Source organism: Sphingobium sp. SJ10-10, from assembly GCF_036038995.2.
In the GTDB taxonomy this organism is placed as follows: domain Bacteria; phylum Pseudomonadota; class Alphaproteobacteria; order Sphingomonadales; family Sphingomonadaceae; genus Sphingobium.
This window is the reverse complement of the sequence record NZ_CP158133.1, coordinates 978226-998079: the sequence shown is the minus strand read 5'-3', so window position 1 is coordinate 998079 and position 19854 is coordinate 978226. Positions and strand designations below refer to the sequence as shown.

The 19854-nt window shown below is 62.8% G+C and carries 20 protein-coding genes; 17 read left to right on the top strand and 3 right to left on the bottom strand.

Annotated features, from left to right (window positions below; genetic code table 11):
- The first annotated feature begins 86 nt into the window (after window positions 1–86).
- The 11 genes from VVT58_RS20155 to VVT58_RS20105 all read left to right on the top strand — a co-directional run bounded on the left by VVT58_RS20155 (window position 87) and on the right by VVT58_RS20105 (window position 10142).
- Window positions 87–878 (top strand): SDR family NAD(P)-dependent oxidoreductase, encoded by a 792-nt coding sequence (locus VVT58_RS20155; protein WP_102999863.1) that lies wholly within the window; start codon window positions 87–89, stop codon window positions 876–878.
- Window positions 879–911: 33 nt separating this feature from the next.
- Window positions 912–1424: a VOC family protein gene (locus tag VVT58_RS20150; protein WP_102999864.1), complete on the top strand. Its 513-nt coding sequence runs from the start codon at window positions 912–914 to the stop codon at window positions 1422–1424.
- Window positions 1425–1428: 4 nt separating this feature from the next.
- The gene (locus VVT58_RS20145) at window positions 1429–2193 is read left to right on the top strand and encodes a tyrosine-protein phosphatase (protein WP_102999865.1); all 765 of its coding nucleotides are present in this window, start codon (window positions 1429–1431) and stop codon (window positions 2191–2193) included.
- Window positions 2180–3493, top strand: a complete 1314-nt coding sequence (locus VVT58_RS20140; protein ID WP_352000106.1) for a DUF1214 domain-containing protein — start codon at window positions 2180–2182, stop codon at window positions 3491–3493. The genes VVT58_RS20145 and VVT58_RS20140 overlap by 14 nt, the downstream gene beginning before the upstream one ends.
- An 11-nt stretch (window positions 3494–3504) precedes the next feature.
- A complete protein-coding gene (locus VVT58_RS20135; RefSeq protein ID WP_102999866.1) occupies window positions 3505–3960 on the top strand; it encodes a nuclear transport factor 2 family protein in 456 nt (151 codons plus the stop codon).
- Between the two features lie 60 nt (window positions 3961–4020).
- Window positions 4021–5103 carry a TIGR03857 family LLM class F420-dependent oxidoreductase gene (locus VVT58_RS20130; RefSeq protein ID WP_102999867.1) on the top strand — a complete coding sequence of 361 codons (1083 nt, stop codon included), beginning with the start codon at window positions 4021–4023 and terminating at the stop codon, window positions 5101–5103.
- Between the two features lie 2 nt (window positions 5104–5105).
- Complete coding sequence (locus VVT58_RS20125) at window positions 5106–6236, top strand: phosphotransferase family protein (RefSeq protein ID WP_102999868.1); 1131 nt, start codon at window positions 5106–5108, stop codon at window positions 6234–6236.
- Between the two features lie 124 nt (window positions 6237–6360).
- Entirely contained in the window at window positions 6361–7554 is a 1194-nt protein-coding gene (locus VVT58_RS20120) for a sulfotransferase (RefSeq protein WP_102999869.1), read from the top strand.
- Between the two features lie 16 nt (window positions 7555–7570).
- Window positions 7571–8347 (top strand): SDR family oxidoreductase, encoded by a 777-nt coding sequence (locus VVT58_RS20115; protein WP_327753999.1) that lies wholly within the window; start codon window positions 7571–7573, stop codon window positions 8345–8347.
- On the top strand, window positions 8344–9612 hold the full coding sequence (locus VVT58_RS20110) for a hypothetical protein (RefSeq protein WP_066562952.1): 1269 nt from the start codon (window positions 8344–8346) through the stop codon (window positions 9610–9612). The genes VVT58_RS20115 and VVT58_RS20110 overlap by 4 nt, the downstream gene beginning before the upstream one ends.
- On the top strand, window positions 9609–10142 hold the full coding sequence (locus tag VVT58_RS20105; RefSeq protein ID WP_102999870.1) for a VOC family protein: 534 nt from the start codon (window positions 9609–9611) through the stop codon (window positions 10140–10142). Before VVT58_RS20110 ends, VVT58_RS20105 begins: the two co-directional genes overlap by 4 nt.
- A gap of 3 nt (window positions 10143–10145) precedes the next feature.
- On the opposite strand, the gene VVT58_RS20100 is transcribed toward VVT58_RS20105, so the two are convergent.
- Together VVT58_RS20100 and VVT58_RS20095 are read right to left on the bottom strand one after the other, a co-directional pair.
- The gene (locus VVT58_RS20100) at window positions 10146–10775 is read right to left on the bottom strand and encodes a TetR family transcriptional regulator (RefSeq protein WP_102999871.1); all 630 of its coding nucleotides are present in this window, start codon (window positions 10773–10775) and stop codon (window positions 10146–10148) included.
- Window positions 10776–10845: 70 nt separating this feature from the next.
- Window positions 10846–11118: a PRC-barrel domain-containing protein gene (locus VVT58_RS20095; RefSeq protein ID WP_102999872.1), complete on the bottom strand. Its 273-nt coding sequence runs from the start codon at window positions 11116–11118 to the stop codon at window positions 10846–10848.
- 126 nt (window positions 11119–11244) lie between these two features.
- Between VVT58_RS20095 and VVT58_RS20090 the strand changes: the two genes are divergently transcribed.
- The 3 genes from VVT58_RS20090 (at window position 11245) to VVT58_RS20080 (ending at window position 13959) form a co-directional block, all read left to right on the top strand.
- Window positions 11245–12591 (top strand): MFS transporter, encoded by a 1347-nt coding sequence (locus VVT58_RS20090; RefSeq protein WP_352000103.1) that lies wholly within the window; start codon window positions 11245–11247, stop codon window positions 12589–12591.
- Between the two features lie 127 nt (window positions 12592–12718).
- Window positions 12719–13567, top strand: coding sequence for an NAD(P)-dependent oxidoreductase (locus tag VVT58_RS20085; RefSeq protein WP_102999873.1), 849 nt, complete (start codon window positions 12719–12721; stop codon window positions 13565–13567).
- The gene (locus VVT58_RS20080) at window positions 13564–13959 is read left to right on the top strand and encodes a carboxymuconolactone decarboxylase family protein (RefSeq protein WP_066562944.1); all 396 of its coding nucleotides are present in this window, start codon (window positions 13564–13566) and stop codon (window positions 13957–13959) included. The genes VVT58_RS20085 and VVT58_RS20080 overlap by 4 nt, the downstream gene beginning before the upstream one ends.
- Before the next feature lie 53 nt (window positions 13960–14012).
- Here VVT58_RS20080 and VVT58_RS20075 read toward each other — a convergent pair whose 3' ends face one another.
- Window positions 14013–15302 carry an MFS transporter gene (locus VVT58_RS20075; protein WP_226869698.1) on the bottom strand — a complete coding sequence of 430 codons (1290 nt, stop codon included), beginning with the start codon at window positions 15300–15302 and terminating at the stop codon, window positions 14013–14015.
- A gap of 244 nt (window positions 15303–15546) precedes the next feature.
- On the opposite strand from VVT58_RS20075, the gene VVT58_RS20070 reads away from it, so the two are divergent.
- The 3 genes from VVT58_RS20070 to VVT58_RS20060 all read left to right on the top strand — a co-directional run bounded on the left by VVT58_RS20070 (window position 15547) and on the right by VVT58_RS20060 (window position 19847).
- Entirely contained in the window at window positions 15547–16425 is an 879-nt protein-coding gene (locus tag VVT58_RS20070) for an AraC family transcriptional regulator (RefSeq protein ID WP_102999874.1), read from the top strand.
- Between the two features lie 149 nt (window positions 16426–16574).
- On the top strand, window positions 16575–18968 hold the full coding sequence (locus VVT58_RS20065) for a TonB-dependent receptor (RefSeq protein WP_102999875.1): 2394 nt from the start codon (window positions 16575–16577) through the stop codon (window positions 18966–18968).
- A gap of 78 nt (window positions 18969–19046) precedes the next feature.
- Complete coding sequence (locus VVT58_RS20060; protein WP_102999876.1) at window positions 19047–19847, top strand: SDR family NAD(P)-dependent oxidoreductase; 801 nt, start codon at window positions 19047–19049, stop codon at window positions 19845–19847.
- The last annotated feature ends 7 nt before the right edge of the window (window positions 19848–19854 follow it).

The window sequence follows — 19854 nt, the reverse complement described above, 5'->3', positions numbered from 1 at the left end:
GCGAAACTGGCCCCCCTTGTTCATCGGCGCGGTCGCCAGCAATGTTGCGCCAAAGCGCCGCCGTTGTTCGAGCGGCCATGGGGAGAATGGACGTGCCGGAAAACCTGTTCGATCTGAGCGGCAAGGTGGCGCTGATCACGGGCGCCAATTCGGGGCTGGGGTTCGGCTTTGCCCGCGGCCTTGCCCGCGCGGGCAGTGACGTCATCCTCTGGGGGCGGCGCGCCGACAGGAATGAGGAGGCGGCAGCGGCGTTGCGCGCGCATGGGGTGCGGGTGTTCGCTGACGTGGTCGATGTCGCCAGCGAACCTGCGATCGTCGCCGGCTTCGCCCGCGCGCTCGATGCCATGGGCCGGGTCGACACGATGGTCGCCAATGCCGGTATCGCCAGCCGGGTGCCGTTCACGGAGATGGACGTTGCGACCTATCGCAAGCTGATCGACGTCAATCTCGATGGCGCGGTCTTCACCCTGCGGGAGGGTGCGCGGCATATGAAGGCGCGCGCCGAGGCGGGTGATCCGGGGGGCTCGCTGATCATCTGCGGCAGCGGTTCGATCTTCCAGGGCGTGCCGACCATGGCCCATTATGGCATTGCCAAGGGCGCGCTCAATGCCCTCGCCAAGGCGCTGGCGGCCGAACTCGGTCCGATCGGCGTGCGCTGCAATGTCATCGCGCCGGGTTTCATCGAAACCGAGATGACATTTGCAGACCCGGAAGTCGGCAAGATGATCGCGGACTTGGTGGCCGCGAAGGCGCCGCTCGGGCGGGCGGGCAAGCCGGCCGATCTGGAAGGTGCGGTCGTCTATCTGGCGAGCGACATGTCAGCCTATCACACTGGCGACACGCTGGTCGTGGACGGGGGGAAGATGTCCGCCAACTGACCGACGGACTGTCGATAATAGCAGGAGATACGCATGTTCGCCCGGCCCAACAGCCAGCATTGCCAGGTCGCCTATGTCACCAACGATCTCGACGCGGCGATGGCCGCGCTCAAGGACGCTTATGGCACGCCCGGCTTCTTCGAGTTGTCGAACATCCAGCCCGGCGAAGACCCGACCGGCAAGCCGGTGCTGAAGATCGCGCTGGCGGTGGTCGGCGGCGTGGAGGTCGAACTGATCGAACCGGTGGGCGATACGGCCCCCTTGTTCAGCGATTTTCTGCCCGAGGGCGATGACCTAGCCATTCGCTTTCATCATGTCGCGACCCGGATCGATGGACCGCTTGCCCACTGGGAGGCGCATGTCGCCTCGCTCGACCTGGCGCGGCACCCGGTTGTGTTCGAGGGCGCGCTGGGCGATGTGCTGCGATATATCTACACCGACGAGCGCGCGACGCTGGGCCATTATGTCGAGCATGTCTGGATGGCGCCCGACCTTCTGGCGCAGATGCGCGCCGTCGTCCCCACCTATCCGCCAGTAAAGGACTGACTGCATGACCATCGCTCTGTCCCGCCTCAATTTCCGCGACATTGGCGGCCTGCCGACCGCGGGGGGAGGTCAGGTCCGGCCCGGCATCCTTTTCAGGTCAGAAGGCCCAGCCAGTTTTATCGAGGATCATCATACGGAATTGTCGGATCTGGGCTTTCGCTCGGTGGCGGATCTCCGATCGACGATCGAGAGGGATGCGGCGCCTCATGACTGGTGCGGGCCGGATTGCCGGATGCTCGACCTTGACATGAATACGGACCTGCGCGCGCAGGGGGAAGATATGTGGATGTCGCTCGGTCGCGAGCCGACCGCCGCGCGCGCCGTCGAGGTGATGGCGCATAATTACGGCCTGATGCCGCAGGCATTTCTGCCGCATCTGTCGCGGATGGTCGATGCGCTGCTGGCGCAGGACACGCCGATGCTGGTTCATTGCACCGCCGGCAAGGACCGGACCGGCGTCGTCGTCGCCCTGTTCCTCGACCTGCTCGCCGTGCCGCGTCCCGCGATCATGGAGGATTATCGCAAGTCCGACATATTCGGCCAGAATCTGCGCGTGTCGGGTCATCTCAAGCGCGATCTGCAAAAGACCTTCGGCTTCGTGCCGCCCGACGACATGGTGGCCATCCTGATCGGCGTGCAGGATGATTTCCTCCTGAGCGCGCTCAATATGGTCGCGACGCGCTGGGGCGGGATTGAAGGGTATTTCGAGGCGGCAGGCGTCGACGCGGAACGGCGTGCTGCGCTGAAGCAATTGCTTGCCACAGACTAGGCGGGAAATCTGCGCGGGCGTGTCCGCCACCCTGGCCGGGCTTCTGCTGCCGGGCGGGATAGCCGGGGCCTCCGCCGTCAACCGGAAGAATATGGTGGAGAATGAGATGAGCGATAACGGCATTTTCGAATGGGAAGATCTGCTCGACCAGCTTCGCCCCCTGGGCCAGTTGATGCGCGATCGTATCCCGGAAAGGCTGCGCAGCGATCCCCGCGTCATGCAGGAATCGATGCGGCTGCTGCTGTCGGGCGTGCTGCGGGCGACCAACGACGCGATCATGCATGATCGCAGTCACCCGATCTTCGTGCCCGAACTCAACATTTGCCAGAATATCTTCCAGCCCAATGCGGACACCATTTACAAGGCGGCGCTGATCGAAAAGGGCGGCACCTATCGCATCCGGGGCGATCGCGGCACGACGCGAATGATGATCCTGGCCCAGCTCGGCCCGGACACGCTGCGCACGGGGCAGCATCATCCCGCGCAGGACGCGAATGATTTTAACGATCTGCATGTCGGTGCTGATGGAGCCTTCGATGTCATCCTCTCGCCGACCCGTCCGACCGGTTATGAAGGCGACTGGTGGGAACTGAAACCCGCGACCGAGAAGCTGATGGTGCGGATCGTCGCCTGCGACTGGGGTGTCGAGCGCGAGCCGCGCTTCGGCATCGTGCGTCTGGATGCCGATCACGCCGCTAAGGGACGCCCTACGCTGGCCCAACTGGCGCACCGCTTTGCCGAGATTCCCGCCACGGCGACGGTCTGTGCGCTGGCCTTCCCCGACAAGGTGCAGAAGCTGCGTGACGAGGGGCTGATCAACACGCTGAAAGTCGTCGACTTCTCCCAGATGACCGGTCTTGCCCGGCAATCCTATTATGAGGGTGCCTATGATCTGGCCGATGACGAGGCGCTGATAACCGAGGTCCGGATTCCCAGGGAAGTCGATTATTGGTCGCTGATCCTGACCAACGAACTCTATGAGACGACCGACTGGTATCATAATCAGTCCAGCCTCAATGCGGCTCAGGCCGTGGTCGATGGCGACGGCTATTTCCGCGCGGTCATTTCCGCGCGCGATCCGGGCGTTCACAACTGGCTCGACACGTCGGGCTATGCCAGCGGCGCTGTGCAGGGGCGCTGGTTCAACACCGACGAGCGGCCCACGCCGACGATGAAGAAAGTCAAACTGGCCGACGTGCGCAGCCATCTGCCAGTCGACACCGTTCTGGTGACACCGGACGCGCGCGCCGAAGCTATCCGCGAACGCACGCTCCGCGCGCACACGCGCATCATCTGGTGAGGGGGGAACCAATGAGCGACGAACTGGCCAGACTTCTCGACTATGAGGCGCTCCGCAATGTGAAGGCGCGCTATTGCCGCTTTCTCGACACCAAGGACTGGGATGGCTTCCTCTCTCTGTTCACGCCCGATGCGGTGTTGGATGTGGAGGAGGACACCGGCAATCCCCCAATGAGCGGGCACGCCGCCATATTGGAGCAGGTACGTTCCGCGGTCATCGACGCATGCTCGGCGCATCAGATCCACTCGTCGGAAATCGACCTGCGCGGCGATGAGGCGGACATGATCACGGCGATGCAGGACCGGGTGGTCTGGGCGCCGGGCAAATGTCCGATCCCCGGCGGTCAGTCGATCACCGGTTTCGGCCATTATACCGAACGCTATGTGCGTCAGGACGGACAGTGGAAAATCGCTGCGCTCAAGCTCACGCGCCTCTATGTCGAGGTGCATCCCGAACCTGCCGTTTGACAGGTTGCCTATGCTCCTCCCAACGGCAATGCAGTGGCATATATTTGAGAGGACATGGGAATGACGGAAGCGGTGGAACCGGGCGTACAGGCACTTTTCGACAAGTTCGGCACCTATATCCTCCCCGGGCGGGTCAATGATCCGCGTCGCGGGATTGACGAAGCGAAAGAGGCGGAACGTATCGGTCTTGGCTGCGTGTGGATTTCCGAACGCTATGCGCTGAAGGAACCGGCGGTGCTGGCGGGCGCGGTGGCCGAGGCCACCTCGAAGATCCGCATCACCGGCACCATGTATGCGACGATGCGCCATCCGCTCGTCACCGCCAGCGTCGCCGACATGATGCAGGCGATGAGCGGGGAGCGGTTCCGCCTGATGTTCGCGCGGGCGGTTCCGGCCTATATGAAGATGTTGGGTTCGCCGCCGATCACCATGGAGCGGCTGGCCGATCTGATCTCGATCTGCCGGCGCCTCTGGGCGGGTGAGAAGATCGATTATGAGGGTGTGCTGGGCAAATTCCCCGCCATCAATCTGACCGATCGCCATGGCGGCACGCCCCCGCCGATCATCTTCACTGCGATCGGGCCCAAAAGCCTGGAATTCGCTGGCGAACATTGCGACGGCGTGCTGCTGCATCCCTTTGTGTCGGCGCAGGGGGTGAAGAACAGCGCCAAGATCGTCCGCGACGCGGCGGAGAAGGCCGGCCGCGATCCCATGTCCGTGCGCATCTATCACAATATCATCGTCGCCCCGGACCTGCCCAAGGACGAGGAGGAGGCCGTCGTCGGCGGCCGCGCCATCACCTATTTCGAACTGCCCGGCTTTGGCGACCTGATCGTCGACATCAACGGCTGGGACAAAAAGGTGCTGGAGGATATCCGCGCCCATCCCAAGATTGCAGGCCTCAACGGCAAGCCGGCGGATCAGGCCTATACGCGGCAGGAGCTGGTCGATGTCAGTCGGCTCATTCCGCAGCAATGGCTGGACGAGGGCGCTGCGGTGGGGACCGCGGCCCAATGCGCCGATCAGCTCATGGGGTTCCTGGATGCTGGCGCCGATGAAATTCTGCTCCACGGCTCGTCGCCCAAGGATATGGGGCCGCTCACCACCGAACTGAAGCGCGCGCTGGCGGCGAAGGGGCTGTAATCATGGAATTGCTGACTCCCGATCGTATCACCGTCCAGTTGCAGGACTGGCTGGCGAGCGAAAAGCCCGAGTGGCGCGACATCCGCGTTCGTCCGCTCAATGTGACGCTGGGCGCGGGCTTTTCGGCGGACATTTTCTTTGTCGACGTCGACTATGTCGATCCGGCTGGTTCCCAGAGCCAGACGCTTGTGGTCCGCCGTCAGCCGATGGATCTGGAAGTGGTGTTCGGCAGCAGCCTCGCGCTTCAGGGCAAGATGATGGCGGCGCTCGATGCGCGCGGCGATCTGCCCGTGCCGCCGTGGATCGGCATGCATCTCGACCCCGATATTCTCGGCCTGCCTTTTCTCGTGATGGGCAAGGTGGAAGGGGAATGCGCCAAGCAAAAGCCCAATTACAATCTGGAAGGCTGGCTGGTCGAAATGACCCCGGAGCAGCGGCGGCAAACATTCGCCAATGCCATCAACGCCTTTGCCAGCCTGGCGACGATCGACTGGCGCGACGGCTTTGAATTTCTCGCCCAGCCGGAAAATGGGCGGCCGGGTCTCGATCAATATGTCGGTGCGCTGGAGGCGTGGCACAAGGCTGCGGGGCGCGGCCGGACGATGCCCATCGTCGATGCCGCCATGGCCTATGTGCGCGCCAACATGCCTGCCGATGCGGGGGTGAATGTGCTGTGGGGCGATCCCACGCCGTCGAACGTCATGTTCGCGGCCGACGGCAGCGTCAACGCGCTGATCGACTGGGAACTCGCGGCACTGGGGCCGGCGGAGCTTGACCTCGCCTGGTGGCTCTATTTCGACGATCTGTTCGGCCGCCGCTTCGGTATCACCCGGCTGGAAGGCCTGCCGAGCAAGGAGGAGACGATCGCCATCTGGGAAGCGGCAAGCGAACAGAAGGCCGGGCATCTCGATTATTATGACATCGTCGCGGCGCTCCGCATGGCGCTGGTCGCCGTGGGCGCCTTCGACCGGCAGGTCGGCATCGGCAACATCCCTGCGACGAACAAATCGCTCAACGACAATTTCATGACCCTTTATCTGGCCGAAAAGCTGGGGCTGCCCATCCCCGAACTGGGACCGGATTTCGTGGCCTTCATGAAGAATCTGACGCCGGTGGAAGACAAGGCAGCCTGACGCGGCTCGCTGCGGGCAAAAGTGAATTGTCTGCTTGACCACGGCCTCTTCTATTAAATACACATCGTGGAATAATAAAGTGGAGAGGGTGAGTCATGAGGCAGCGGTCGGTCGAGGGGTATCCATGAACAGCTCTGTCCTGGAGCGTTCGCCTCTCGACGCCGATGCGCTGATCGCGGAGGCGCGCGCCGCGACCGGACTGTCGGATTTCGGACCGGACCTGTCCTTCATGACGGGCTTTCGTCGGCTGGTCGAAGCGGTCGAGGCGATGGACCCGCCAGCCCAGCTGCGCGAGACCGCGCATCACAAGATTGTCGGTTTGCTCGCGACCCGGTTGCGCTTCGCCGAAGACGAAAGGCAGCATCCGGACATTGTCGCGCAGGACGTGGGGGACCCGCTGATCGTCTGCGGCCTGCCGCGCACCGGGACGACGATCACCTATGACCTGCTCTGCCTTGATCCGGCCGCTCGCGCGCCCCGCGAATGGGAATGGTATATCCCCTGGCCTGCCCCGGAAGAAGCAAGTTTCGACAGCGATCCGCGCATCGCGCAGGTGCAGGCCATCTATGAAAACTGGCTGAAACACGCGCCGCAACTGGCCGATATCCAGCGGATGGACTGCACTCAGCCGGGCGAGTGCAATCATGGCATGATGCTGCATTTCGCCAGCACCAATTTTCCGGCCGAACTGGGCGTACCCGATTTCGCCCGCTGGTTGCAGGATACCGTGCCGGAAGGGCAATATCGCACCCATAAGCGGATGCTCCAGCAATATCAGTGGAAAGGACCCAAGGGCCGCTGGACGCTGAAATCACCGCAGCATCTGATGGACCTGCCCGGTCTGGTGGAGGCCTATCCCGGCGCGATGTTGGTGTGGACCCATCGCGATCCGGTGCTGACCTTCTCTTCGTTGTCGAGCATGATCGCGGGGTTCCTCGCTGCCGTGGGCGGCGCAGACGACCTGAAGGCGATCGGCCGGTCGGTGGTCGACACCTGGTGCGCGGCGATGGCCCGCGCGACCGAAGCGCGGGCGAATGATCCGGCGATCGAGGGCCGCATTCTCGACCTCGCCCATCGCGATATCGTTGCCGATCCGATGGCGGCGATGCAGCGCATCTACGACCGTTTCGCTCTGCCCTTCACCGACAAGCATCGCGCGCGCATCACCGCTTTTCTGGCAGACAATCCTGCCGCCAGCCGCCTTGGCAAGCACAAACACAGTCCGGAACAGTTCGGCATTGATCCGGGCGAGGTGCATGAACGGCTTGCCGGCTATTATGCGCGCTACGGCCATCTGTTCGACCGGGCGCGACCCTGATGTCTGGAGTATGAGCATGAGCGTTCTCGACCGTTTCCGCCTCGACGGGCGCACCGCCATCATGACCGGCGTAGGGCCGGGCGTGGGAGAACATGTCGCCAAGGCCTATGCCGAATTGGGCGCCAATGTGGTCCTCTCCGCCCGCTCGCAGGGCCGGCTCGACCGGATTGCCGCAGAGATCAACGCGGCCGACGGCGGCAGGGCGATCGCCATCGCCGCCGATGCGGGCGAGAAGGCCGATCTTGAACGGCTGGTGGCGGGCGCCCGTGAGGCTTTTGGGCCGATCCATATCGTTTTCAACAATGCCGCGGCCGGCGTGGTCTATGCCGCTGATGGCGGGCTTTGGGCGAACACGGACGACGTCTGGAAAACGGCGATGGACGTCAATGTCATGGCGACCTGGCGTCTGACCGAACTGACCGAGGCCGATATGAAGGCGCATGGCAAGGGCAGCATCATTTCAGTCCAGAGCTGCGGCGGCTTCACGCCAATCCCGCCCGCCGTCGCCTATGGCGTGTCTAAGGCGGCGCTGCTCTTTCTGGTGCGCGAGCTGGCCAAGACGCAGGCGCCGCACACGCGGATCAACTGCCTGTGCGTCGGATCGATGAGTCCGGACGGACAAGAGGCCGATATTCACAAGGGGCTGGGCCTGGCCGAGCGCAACGCGATCAAGCGCTTCGGCGCGGCGGACGAGGCGGTAGGCGCAGCCATATTGCTGGCGGGGGACGGCTCCAGCTACACGACCGGCAGCACCATCTTCACCGATGGCGGCCGGGTGGGGACCATTTCATGACCGCCAACCCCCTCTGGACCGAAGATCAGGCGGCGGCGGAACGGCTGGCGCTACGCCTGATCGAACGGGCCGACATCCGCGCCGCGCGCGAGGAGGCGCGCCTCCTCTTATTGGCCGATCCGCTGGCGGCTACGCTCGACGGACGGCTGGGGCTGGATCGTGCGCTCGATCAGTGGGTGCTGGGGCTCGCCATGCGCGAAGCCAATGGTGATCCCGCCGATCCCAAGGTCGTCTGGAATATCAGCAACGCCCCGCGGCGCTGGTTCGGCCACATCTATCCGGGTGCGGCGGTGGCGATCGACAATCCCGACAATTTCAATCGCGAAATTCCGGTCGATGGCGATGGGCACTATGCCGTCGACATCCGCTTTTCCGCCGATCCGCCGCAGTTCAGCATCGTTGCCGAGGTCGAGCCGGAGCATCATGCGGGACTTGGCCGTAATCTGGGCGCGCTGACGCTTCAGCAACTTCTGCCCTTCTGCGATGCCGATGGGCAGGTGACGGTGACCGTCGGCCCGCAGGAAGGCGGTGCGACCCATTTGCGGACCGAGCCGGGCGCGCGGATTCAGGTCTATACCCGTGACAGTCAGCGCGACTGGCGGCAGGTGCCGGCACAGGTCAGCGTCCGTCGCCTCGACCCGCCATCGGACCGGCGCCCGCGCAGCGAGAGCGAGATTGCCCGGACCATCATCGCCGACCTGCCTGCCTGGGTCGCCTTCTGGTCGGGTTTCAAAAATGATTTTCTCGGCCATCCCGAACCCAATCGGCTGATCGGACCCAATGGCCGTGACGGGGGTTGGGGCTATCTGGCCGGTGGGCGCTTTGCACTGGGGGAAGGGCAGGGGTTGCTAGTGACCATCGATCCGGCGGGCAGCTATTATACCGGCATCCAGATCGCCGACCCGTGGACGATCTCGCCAGATCCGATGCTTCGCATGGTCAGCCTCAACAGTGGGCAGGTCACGCCCGCCGTAGACTGCACGGTCAGCTATGTGGTGGCGGGCGTCGATCCGGGCATCGCCAACTGGATCGATACAACGGGCCTCGAAGAAGGCTGGGTGCTGCTGCGCTGGCAGGGCGTGTCCGAAGGCGCCGACCCCGCCCGCTTCATTCGCGACGTGCGTGTCGTCGATCTGGCGGCCATCGACCGCGAAGTGGACGCAGGTGTTCCCCGGGTCGATCTCGCCCTGCGAGAACAGCAGTTGCGCGATCGCGCGCGCCAGCATGGCCTGCGAACCCATGCCGCGATCTGGGGAGACGCATGATGCAGCCCAAGGGCTCGATACTGGAACTGTGTCAGGTGGTGCGCGACATGGAGCGCGCATTGGCTCACTGGACGCGGGTCATGGGGGCGGGACCGTTTTTCGTTTTCGACGTGCCCGTGCTGCCGGGCCAGATCTATCGTGGCGCGCCGACGCAGGTGGCGATGAAGGTCGCGTTCGGCTTTTCCGGCGGACTGCTGATCGAACTGCTCCAGCAGACGAATGAGGGGCCTTCGGTCTTCACCGAAATGCTCGACCGTCATGGTGACGGCTATCATCATGTCATGCTGCGCATTCCCTATGACGAGGGGGTGGAGCGGCTGTCCGGCGAAGGCTATGCTATGGCGTTCAGCGGCATGATGCCGTCGGGCGAAAGGTTCGCGCTGTTCGATACCCGCGCAGGCAATGGCGGCTATGTCGAACTGATGGAGCTTTCGCCTGCGATGGAAGCGTCGCTCGACCGGATGCACGCCGCCCATCGCGCGTGGGACGGGATCAGCCGCCCCGTCCGATCCATCGCCGACCTCGACTGAGGCTCAGGCCGTGCCCGCGACGGCACGGATCGCGGTCAGCAGCATGTCGGTCGCGCGGGTGAAGGCGGCTTCCACCACATCGCGCTGCATCGCCAGCCGTTCGTCATTGTCGGTCAGGCTTTCCGCCACGACGACATTGCCCAGCACGATGACGGAGAAAATCACCAGCATCTCTTCGCTTTGCGGCCGTGTCAGCCCTGCCTCGGCCAGCCCCTCGAAGATGGCGCGGCGGATCGCCAGCGCATTGGGTTGCTCCAGCCGGTTGGCGCTGCGTGACAGGATGAAGGCGGCGGACCCCGGAAAATCGCGATAGGCCAGATGGACCGCGCGGGCGATGCTGCGGAGGCGGCTTTCCCAGTCCGGCGCCGACAGGTCGGGCATCCGGCCGCGCAGAATCTCGTCGGTCAGCAGGCCGAGCATCTCCTCCTTGTCGCGGACATGGTGGTAGAGCAGACGTGGCGACACGCCCAGACGCTGCGCCACCGGACGGATATTGAGCGATTCGATTCCGCCCGACCGGGCCATGTCCAGCAAGGTCGCGACCAGCCGGCTGCGGTCGAGCGCAGGCCCTTCGGATTGTGGCGGTCGGCCGCGCCGGGGGATCCGTGCGAGCGGTTTTTGGTCTGCCCTCATGCCTTCGCTTTAAGCCGAGGCGCGGCACGGGTCCATGCCCCACGGTCCTGTAAGACCGTGGGGCAAAGAATCACAGTTTCTTCAGCTCGGCATTCGACAGACTGGTCGTCACGCCCTTCTCACCCGCGCTCAGCGTGGTTGCGGGGATGGTGATGAACTTTCCGCGATAGATGACCCGCACCGCGCTCACGGCGCCGTCGCCGGCGGTCAGCACCCGATCGACCTTGCCGATCTTGGTTCCATCGGCGGAGTAGACCGCCTCGTTGCGATCCACCGCAGGCGCTTGGGCAAAGGCGGGCGCGGCCAGGCCCAGAGCCGTGAGCGCGATGATGATGGTCTTCATATGCTGAAATCCTTTGTCGAAGATGGCGACCTGTTGGCGCAGTCCAAGGATGGTTTCAAGAGAAAACCAATACACATCGAAAAGAATCTGTTCTATCTGTCTTACATGCATGAAAAAAGCAGCCGGATGGCAATCGGAGAGGCGATGAAGGGCAGGGGCGGGTCAGGCGCACGCGACCAATGGTTTCTGCTGCTTCTGGGTGCGATCTACATGTTCAACTTCATCGATCGCACGATCATCGCCGTGGTCGGCGAGGCGATTCGCCACGATCTGCGGCTGAGCGATCTTCAACTCGGCATGCTCGGCGGGCTGGCTTTCTCGCTTTTCTATGCCGTGCTGGGGATTCCGCTCGCGCGGCTGGCCGAACGCTACAGCCGGGTGCGGATCATTGCCGTGGTAACCATGCTCTGGTCGCTGATGACAGCGCTCTCCGGCGCAGCGGGGAGTTATGTCCAGCTCTTGCTGTGCCGCATGGGCGTAGGCATCGGAGAAGCGGGCTTCACACCGGCGCTCGTCTCGATGATTTCCGACCGGTTCGATGCCGGTCGCCGCGCGGTCGTCTTTTCGCTGATAGCGATAGGGGTACCGCTGGGCGGCGCCATAGCGGCGATCGCTGGTGGCGCGATCGCGCAGACATTCGGTTGGCGGCTCGCGCTCGTGGCGGTCGGCGCACCCGGTCTGCTGCTGGCGCTTCTGCTGATCGCGACGATTCCCGAGCCCGAGCGGAAAGATGCGGGGCAAAGCGTGGATACGCCGCCCTTCGCCATGGTGTTGCGGCGGCTCGCCCATTCCCCCGCTTTCCTGCACCTGACCTTCGGCAGCGGTTTTGTAGGGCTGGTCGGGTTCGGGACCAACCTGTTCCTGATCCCTTTGCTGGTCCGCCGCTTCGATCTGCCGCTTGCCCACGCAGGTCTTGTGTTTGCGCTTTCGTTCAGTCTGGCGACAATGGTCGGGCAGGTCAGCGGCGGCTATCTGATCGGACGCCTGATCCGGCGTGATATACGCTGGGGCGGATGGGCGCCCGCGATCGCGGTGGGGCTGGCGCTGCCCTTCTATCTGCTCGCGATTCATCAGTCGGACTGGCGATGGCTGGTCGCCTTTCTCTTCGTCGCCACCACCTTACTCTACGCCTTCACCCCCGCCATCATGACCATTACACAATCGCTGGTCGAACCGCGCATGCGGGCATCCGCCGCCGCGCTCCACTCCTTCGGCCAGACCGTGGCCGGGCTGGGATTGGGATCGGTGGTGCTGGGCTATCTCAGCGATCGTTTGGCCGTGTTTCTCTACGAGGGGAATTATGCCGCCGACTGTCTCGCTGCGGGGAGGGGCCCACCGCCGGCGGCCTGTCTCTCGGCTGCGGCAAGCGGTCTGCAACTGAGCATGCAGCTATCCGCATCCGTGCTTTTGATCGCGGTTCTCCACTATCTTCTCGCCGCAAAAAATCTACCGCTGGAGGCAAATGCGTCGTGAAGGACGGGAAAGCTGTCGAGGTTCGGCCAAGCGGCCCTGAACGGGATGACGCGTCGGTCTTGGCTATGCCACCCTCCCGGCCTGTCGATTACAGGACCGCGTACAGGCGGCGGAAAGGATAATGAGGATGGGAAGAGCAGGAGTTATCGGGTTGGGGCAGATCGGCGCGGGCGTCGCCATATGCCTTGCGCGGACAAATCAATTGGCGGCGGTCTATGACATTCGTGCCGATGCTGCCGACACGTTGGAAGGGGTGCCGCCCGTCGTCGCCAGTCCGGCGGAACTGGCCGCGCAGGCCGACGTCGTCATCATCGCCGTCGTCAACGCAAAGCAGACGATTGACGTACTGTCAGGCCCCGACGGCGTTTTGTCGCGCGCGCGGCCGGGCATGGTCGTGGTGTTGGTGGCGACCGTCTCGATCGAGGATCTGAACGCCGTTCGCGCCCTGACCGACGCGGCGGGCGTGGAACTGGTCGATTGCGGCGTGACCGGTGGCCCCAAATCCCGCGAACACGGCCTCGTCTGCCTGGTCGGCGGCACGGATGAGACCATTGCGAATGTGCGCCCGGTGCTGGACGGCTTTGCCAAGCTGGTGGCGCATATGGGCGGCCCCGGCGCGGGCATGGCGGCGAAGATCGCGCGCAACGTCATCGTCTTTGGCTGCCTGCGCGCCGGCTATGAGGCCTCCGTATTGTGTCGCAATGCCGGGGTGGATGTCCGCCAACTTGCGCAAGTGATCGACGCCAGCTCCGACAGCGTGGGCGGACCGTTGATGCTGGCGGTACGTGACGATCCGTCGTCCAGCGAGCAGGAAGCGGCGGTGCGCGAATATACGCGCGGGCTGATGGTCAAGGATCTGGATGCGGCCATCGATCTGGCGCGCAGCTATGGCATCGCGTTGCCCTTGGTCGAACTGACACGCCGGACCGATCAGGCGGTCGTCGGCCTTGAAAATGTAATGGGAGAAAAGGCATGAGCATCGACGAAGCGCAGTGGCAGAAGGGACTTGAAGTGTTCGACAAGGTCTACGGACCGGGATCGTCGGACATGACCCGTCCGTATCGCGACTCTTCCTTCAATCAGGAAATCGTCGGCAACCAGTTCGCCAATCTGTGGGCGAGCGATATCTTCTCGATGCGGGAGAAGCGCCTGCTGGTGCTGGGCGCGACCGCCATGCTGGGACGCGCCGATCTGGTTGAGATCCAGATGAACGGCGCCCTCATCAATAACGAATTCACCGATGAGGAGTTGGACTTCCTGCCGCTCTTCATACTGTTCTATGCCGGGGCGGGCAACACGACCACCGTGTTCCGGGGGATCGAAGCCGCCAAGGCGCGGCGCAAGGAGCGCGACGCCGCATCCAAATGACAGGGCGTGCATGACAAAGGGCGGTCTGGTCGAAGAACCAGGCCGCCCTTTTCTTATGCTTCGCCGCTATTGTGGGCACGGCGGATCGCGCGGGACGCCAGCAGCAGCAATAATCCCCCGGCAAAGGTGAACAGCATGGCGGTGCCGATCCCCCAGGCGACACCCGCCGTCCCCCCGACAAAGTCACTGACGGCGCCGATCAGATAAGTGCCGGCGCCCACGCCGATCAGGTTTGCCCCCAATTGCACCAGAGATACCGCAAGGCCCCGCAGGCGCGGCCCGGCGATGGTCACGATGACGGCGTAGATCGGGCCGTTATAGGAAGCGCTGAGGAAACCGCAGGCCATCAGCAGCGCCAGCATCAGATCAAGGTCCCGGAACAGCACGGTGCCGACGCCGGTCACTGCCGTCAGCAAGGGGATCACCGCGCCAAACAGGGATGTGCGCGCCGGATCGAAGCCGCCACGGCGCCGGTTGATGAGGTCGATTACCCAGCCCGCGAGGAATCCGCCCAGGGAGCCGAGGCCGCCATAGGCAATGGCGATGAGGAAACCCGCCCGCGCAATGGGCATGCCGTGGACCCGGATCAGGAAAGTGGTGAGCCATGTGCTCATGCCGTAAATCCCCGCCGCGATCAGGACGATGGCGAAGATGCAGTAAAGCAGTCCCGGTCGCGCCGCGAGCAGGCGGATACGCTGCACCAGCCTCAGCGTCTCTCCTTGCAGCGGGGCCGGCCCGTCATGCGCGCCGCGCAAAGGTTCCCGGACGGTGAGCAGCAGCAGGGGCGCCAGCACCAGTCCCGGTACGCCGGCGGCCACAAATGCCCAGCGCCATCCGGCGTTCTGCACGATCGCACCGCCCACAATGAAGGCGATGGCAAGGCCGATACCCGAACTCAGATACCAGATGCCGATAGCGGTTGCGCGTCGGTCCTCCCCGAAATAGTCGCTCAGCAATGACATGCCGGTCGGTGAACCGCCCGCTTCGGCCGTCCCTACCGCGGCACGGCCTACAAGCAATGTCCAGAATCCGGTCGCCAGGCTGCACAAAGCGGTCGCGCCGCTCCACAGCGTGAGTGCCGCAGCCATCAGGTTGCGACGGTTCCAGTTGTCGACCGCTACGCCGAAGGGCAGGGCGGCGAGCGCGAAAAATATGCCATAGGCAAAGCCCGCCAATATCCCGAGTTGTCCATCCGACAGGGCAAATTCATGCCCGACCGGCGCCAGCACCAGCCCGATGATGGCACGATCGATGCCATGGCAGGTCTGCGCCAGCGTCAATATGCCCAGCACATACCAGGGATAATGGCTGACGGCGGCGGGTTTTTCCGGCAGCGCTCTCATGGCGCCCGCTGCTGCAAGAGCGGTGCGATGGACATTGAGCGCCTCCTGTTTTTGGATATCAGGCTGAGGTGCGTGAGAAACGCATAGCATATGTTCCCCATGCCGCCCTCGGCCAGATTGTGTCGAGTATGGTTTATGGATGTGCCGCCCTTGGGTGTCTTGACCACCTATCCGAAGATAGAAGTAAAAGTGGGTGCTGCGCCTATCTGATGCACAGAGAGAAGAGAAACAGGCAGAGGTGGCGATGTTTCGTCCGGAGAGCGATTGGACCGGCCAGGACAGGTTCGGGGTCAAGAATTTCTACATCGAAGCGGTGGCGACCGTTCGCGATGCTCGTGTGGATTTGCGTCATTTCGATTGGGTTTTGCCCAGCAGTGGCGTCTTCAGCCCTGAGAAACATTATCTGGATTATTCGCTCGACGGTCAACCGCGACGCAGCATGGTCAGCATGGGCCGACCCGATCGGCGTGTCGCTTCGGGTGACATCCTCTACATGCCGCCGCATCGCCAATATGTCGGCGAACCCGCGCTTCAGGAACGGCATCTGGTGTGTGTCGCGCTGGGGGACGAATTTCTGGAAGAACTGTTCGACGGCGAGCAGCCGCTAAAGCGGGTGGACCCCTGCGCTGATGTCCAGAATGTTTCCATGCGCCGCCTTTTTGCCGGACTGGCGGCGGAATTGCGGGCGCCCGGCTTCGCGAGCCAGACTCTTGTCGAATCGATGCTCATGGGGCTGGCAGTCGAACTCGTCCGGCACATGTGTCCACGGGAATTGGGCAGCACGACATCACGCGGTGCGCGGCAGGTACGCAATATCATCGACTATGTGATGGACAATCTGTCCGGCCCCCTTGGCATCGCGGATATTGCGCGCGACTGCAACATGAGCGTGCGCCATGTCGCCCGCGTGTTCAGGGACGGAACCGGCGTCAGTCTGGGTGAATTTGTCGCGCGCAGCCGCATCGCTTTGGCCAAGGAACTGCTGCGGAACGACGGCGCGCGGATCAAGGAAATCAGCTGGCGCTGCGGCTTTAGCAGCACCTCGGCCTTTTCTGCTGCCTTTCGCGCCGCGACGGGCCAGACGCCTAAGGATTTCCGCTGCCAGCCGCCGCAGGTCCATTGACCCGGCAAACAGGAAACTATCGATCGGCGGCCAAATTCTGTCGCCGCACAGTCAAACAGGAGCCTACCACTATGGAGCGCATTATCTCCAAGCTAGACGCACTCTGCGTTTACAAATCGAAGTCGGATAAAATGATGGGGAGGGAAAAAATGAGCAAGGCCGCTGCTTTAGGTGCGATCGCCACAGGCGCGCTGATTGCCGCAATGGGACAGCCTGCCTATGCGCAGCAGCCGCAATCGGGTGCCAGCGAAGGCATTCAGGATATCGTGGTCACCGCGCGCCGTACCGAGGAAAGTCTTCAGACCACGCCTATCGCTGTCACCGCGCTTACGCCCGAAGCGCTGACGACCGCCAAGGTCGAAAACGTCGTCGATCTTCAGCGCACCGCTCCGGGCCTTGTCATCGGCCGTGGTTCGGCAGGCGGCGACGGTATCGTCTTCGTCGCCATTCGCGGTCAGGGCAATCTCCAGCCGATCCTCGCCAACGATCCTGCCGTCGCCACGTACATTGACGGTATCTACATTCCCCGTCCATCGACGGGCATGACCGACATTCAGGACGTCAAGCGGCTGGAAGTGCTGCGCGGACCGCAGGGTACCTTGTTCGGCCGCAACACGACTGGTGGTGCCATCAACATCGTTACCAACGATCCGAACGACCAGCTCAGCGGTGCATTCAAGGCAGAATTTGGCAATTACAGTACGCTGGGCGCGCAGGCCAATATCAATGTGCCGCTTGCGGAAGGCTTGGCGATTCGTCTGAGCGGGGCGATCAACGACCGGGACGGCTATGGCGACAATCTTCTCACCAAGCGCGACTTTTCCGACAACAACAGCAAGTTCGTTCGCGGCAAGCTCAAATATGAGGGCAATGGCTGGGATCTGACCCTGTCGGGCGACTGGAACCGCCAGTCCAACCATGGTCAGCAGATCGCGCTCTGGGCCTTCAATCCGGCGATCGTTCCTGCGGCCTTCCAGCCGGGGCTCACCGCGGGCCTGCTGACCAAGGAAAACTGGTGGGGCAATACAACGACCGGCACGTCGATCCCGGCCACCATCGGTACGCTGACTCCAGAGGCGCAGGCACTCTATGGCGTGCGGCCATTTAATACGCTCGAAGTATACGGTTTTTCCGGCACCCTGAATGTTGAATTGGGCGGCCTGAACTTCAAGTCCATCACCGGCTATCGCCACTCGATGAACTATGGTCAGAACGACACGGATGGCACTGCTGTCCCGTTGCTGGCGACGTTCGCGGGGTCTGGTTCCTATTATATTTCTCAGGAATTTCAGCTTTCCGGCAATATCACCGACAGCCTGAGCTTCATCACGGGCGCCTATGCGGGCAAGGAGAGCGGCTACGAATTCAGTCGGTCGCAGATTTTCGGCGGACTCATCCGTGATTCGAACGCCGATGTCACCAACAAGACCTTCGGCCTGTTTGCCCAGGCCTATTATGAATTGACGCCGAAGCTGCGCGCGGTGGGCGGTTTCCGCTATACCTGGGACACCCGCGACAGCCTGCTGCATAATGCGCAGATATATGGCCGACCCTATAATGTCGCCGTGGCGGGGACGCCGACCGGCATCAACTGTACGGTGACCCCGACGGAACCGGTTACGGCCACCACCTGTAATCAGGCGCAGAATGCCAAGTTCAATTATCCGGCCTGGAATCTGGGTCTCGACTGGCAGGCCAGCGACAATCTCTTCCTCTATCTCGCGACCCGTGGCGCGGCCAAGGCCGGTGGCTGGAACCTGCGGGCAGGGGGGCTGCCCGCCTTCGCCCCCGAAAAGGTGAAAGACGTCGAAGCCGGCCTCAAGGTCGATCTCTTCGACCGCCGGCTGCGTTTCAACACCGCGGTCTTCCACACGTGGAAGGATGACAATCAGGCGATCGTCAACAGCTTCGTCACCGGCATCGGCGTCACCCAATATATTCAGAATAACGGCAAGGTCCGTATCTGGGGCATGGAAAATGAAATCACGGCTGTGCCGTGGGAAGGCATGACGCTCAGCGTCAACGGTTCGCTGCAAAACGGTAAATATGTGAAGGGTAGCTTCAGCGAAATTCAGGTGGTGGCTGGCAGCGGCTGCACGAACGGCGCTGGGGTCGTCAATGGCTGCGTCGTCGACCTGAGTGGTTTGCCGCTGCTGCAATTGCCCAAGAAGCAGCTCAATATCAGCGCCACGCAGAAAATTCCATTGGGAGCGGGCACGCTTGCTGTCACCGGCGCCTATTCCTATGTCGGCGCTCAGCATTTCGATGCCGTCAGGGCGGCGGATCAGGCGTCGGCTGCGACAAAGGCCGCCTATGACACGGAAAACCGCTTTGGTCGTGTGCCCGGCTATGGCATTTTCAACGGACGTATCGCCTTCCAACTTGAAAATCCCAATGTCGAAATCGCCGTCTATGGTCGCAACATCACGAACAAGAAGTATCTGCTGCGGCGTTTCCCCGATCTCTATCGGACATTGGGCATCACAGCCGCCTATGTTGGTCAGCCAGCCACCTATGGCGTGGAAACGACGTTTAAATTCTGATCGGATAAAGCGGATGGCGGGAGAAGCTATGGCCAGTACGGCTTTTTCCCGCCAGCCCATGACCGGGGAACTTGAAAGATGATGAGGTTGGTAGACAGGGTGGCGATCGTCACCGGCGGCGGCGGTGGTATCGGTGCCGCCGTCGCGCGGCGCCTCGTTGCGGAGGGGGCTCGCGTCGTGATCGCCGATCTGTTCGAGGAGGCGGCCGTCCGTGCGACCGCCCCGTTGGGGGACAAGGCGCTGGCGGTTCAGTTTGATGCCGCCGATCCGCAGTCGGTAAAGGCGATGGTTGATCGCACCGTCGACCATTTCGGGAGGCTCGACATATTACATAATAATGCGGCGATGACCGATCCGGACAAAAGTCCGCAGGACACCACCGCCGTCGACATTCCGATCGGGATCTGGCGCGAGATTCTCGACGTCAATCTCACCGGCTATTTGCTGGGATGCAAATATGCGATCCCGCATATGGTCGCCGGTGGTGGCGGTTCGATCATCAATACTGCGTCCAATTCGGGCACCGCCGGGGATCTTGCGCGCATTGCCTATGGTTCGTCCAAGGCGGCGATCATCGGCCTCACCAAATATGTGGCGACCCAGCATGGGCGGCAGAATATCCGCTGCAACAGCATCGCGCCGGGCGTGGTGCTGACTGAAGCCCTCGAAAAAACCGTGCCGGGCCTGAAGGAGATTATTCAGCGGCATATATTGACGCCCGAATTCGGTACGCCCGATGATATCGCCGCGTTGGTCGCCTTTCTTGCTTCGGACGAGGCGCGCTACATCACGGGTGAGAATATATCCATTTCTGGCGGCGGCCTTGTCCACCAGCCCCATTATGCCGATTTGCTGGCCTTCATGCAGGCGAAGGACTAGCTGTGTC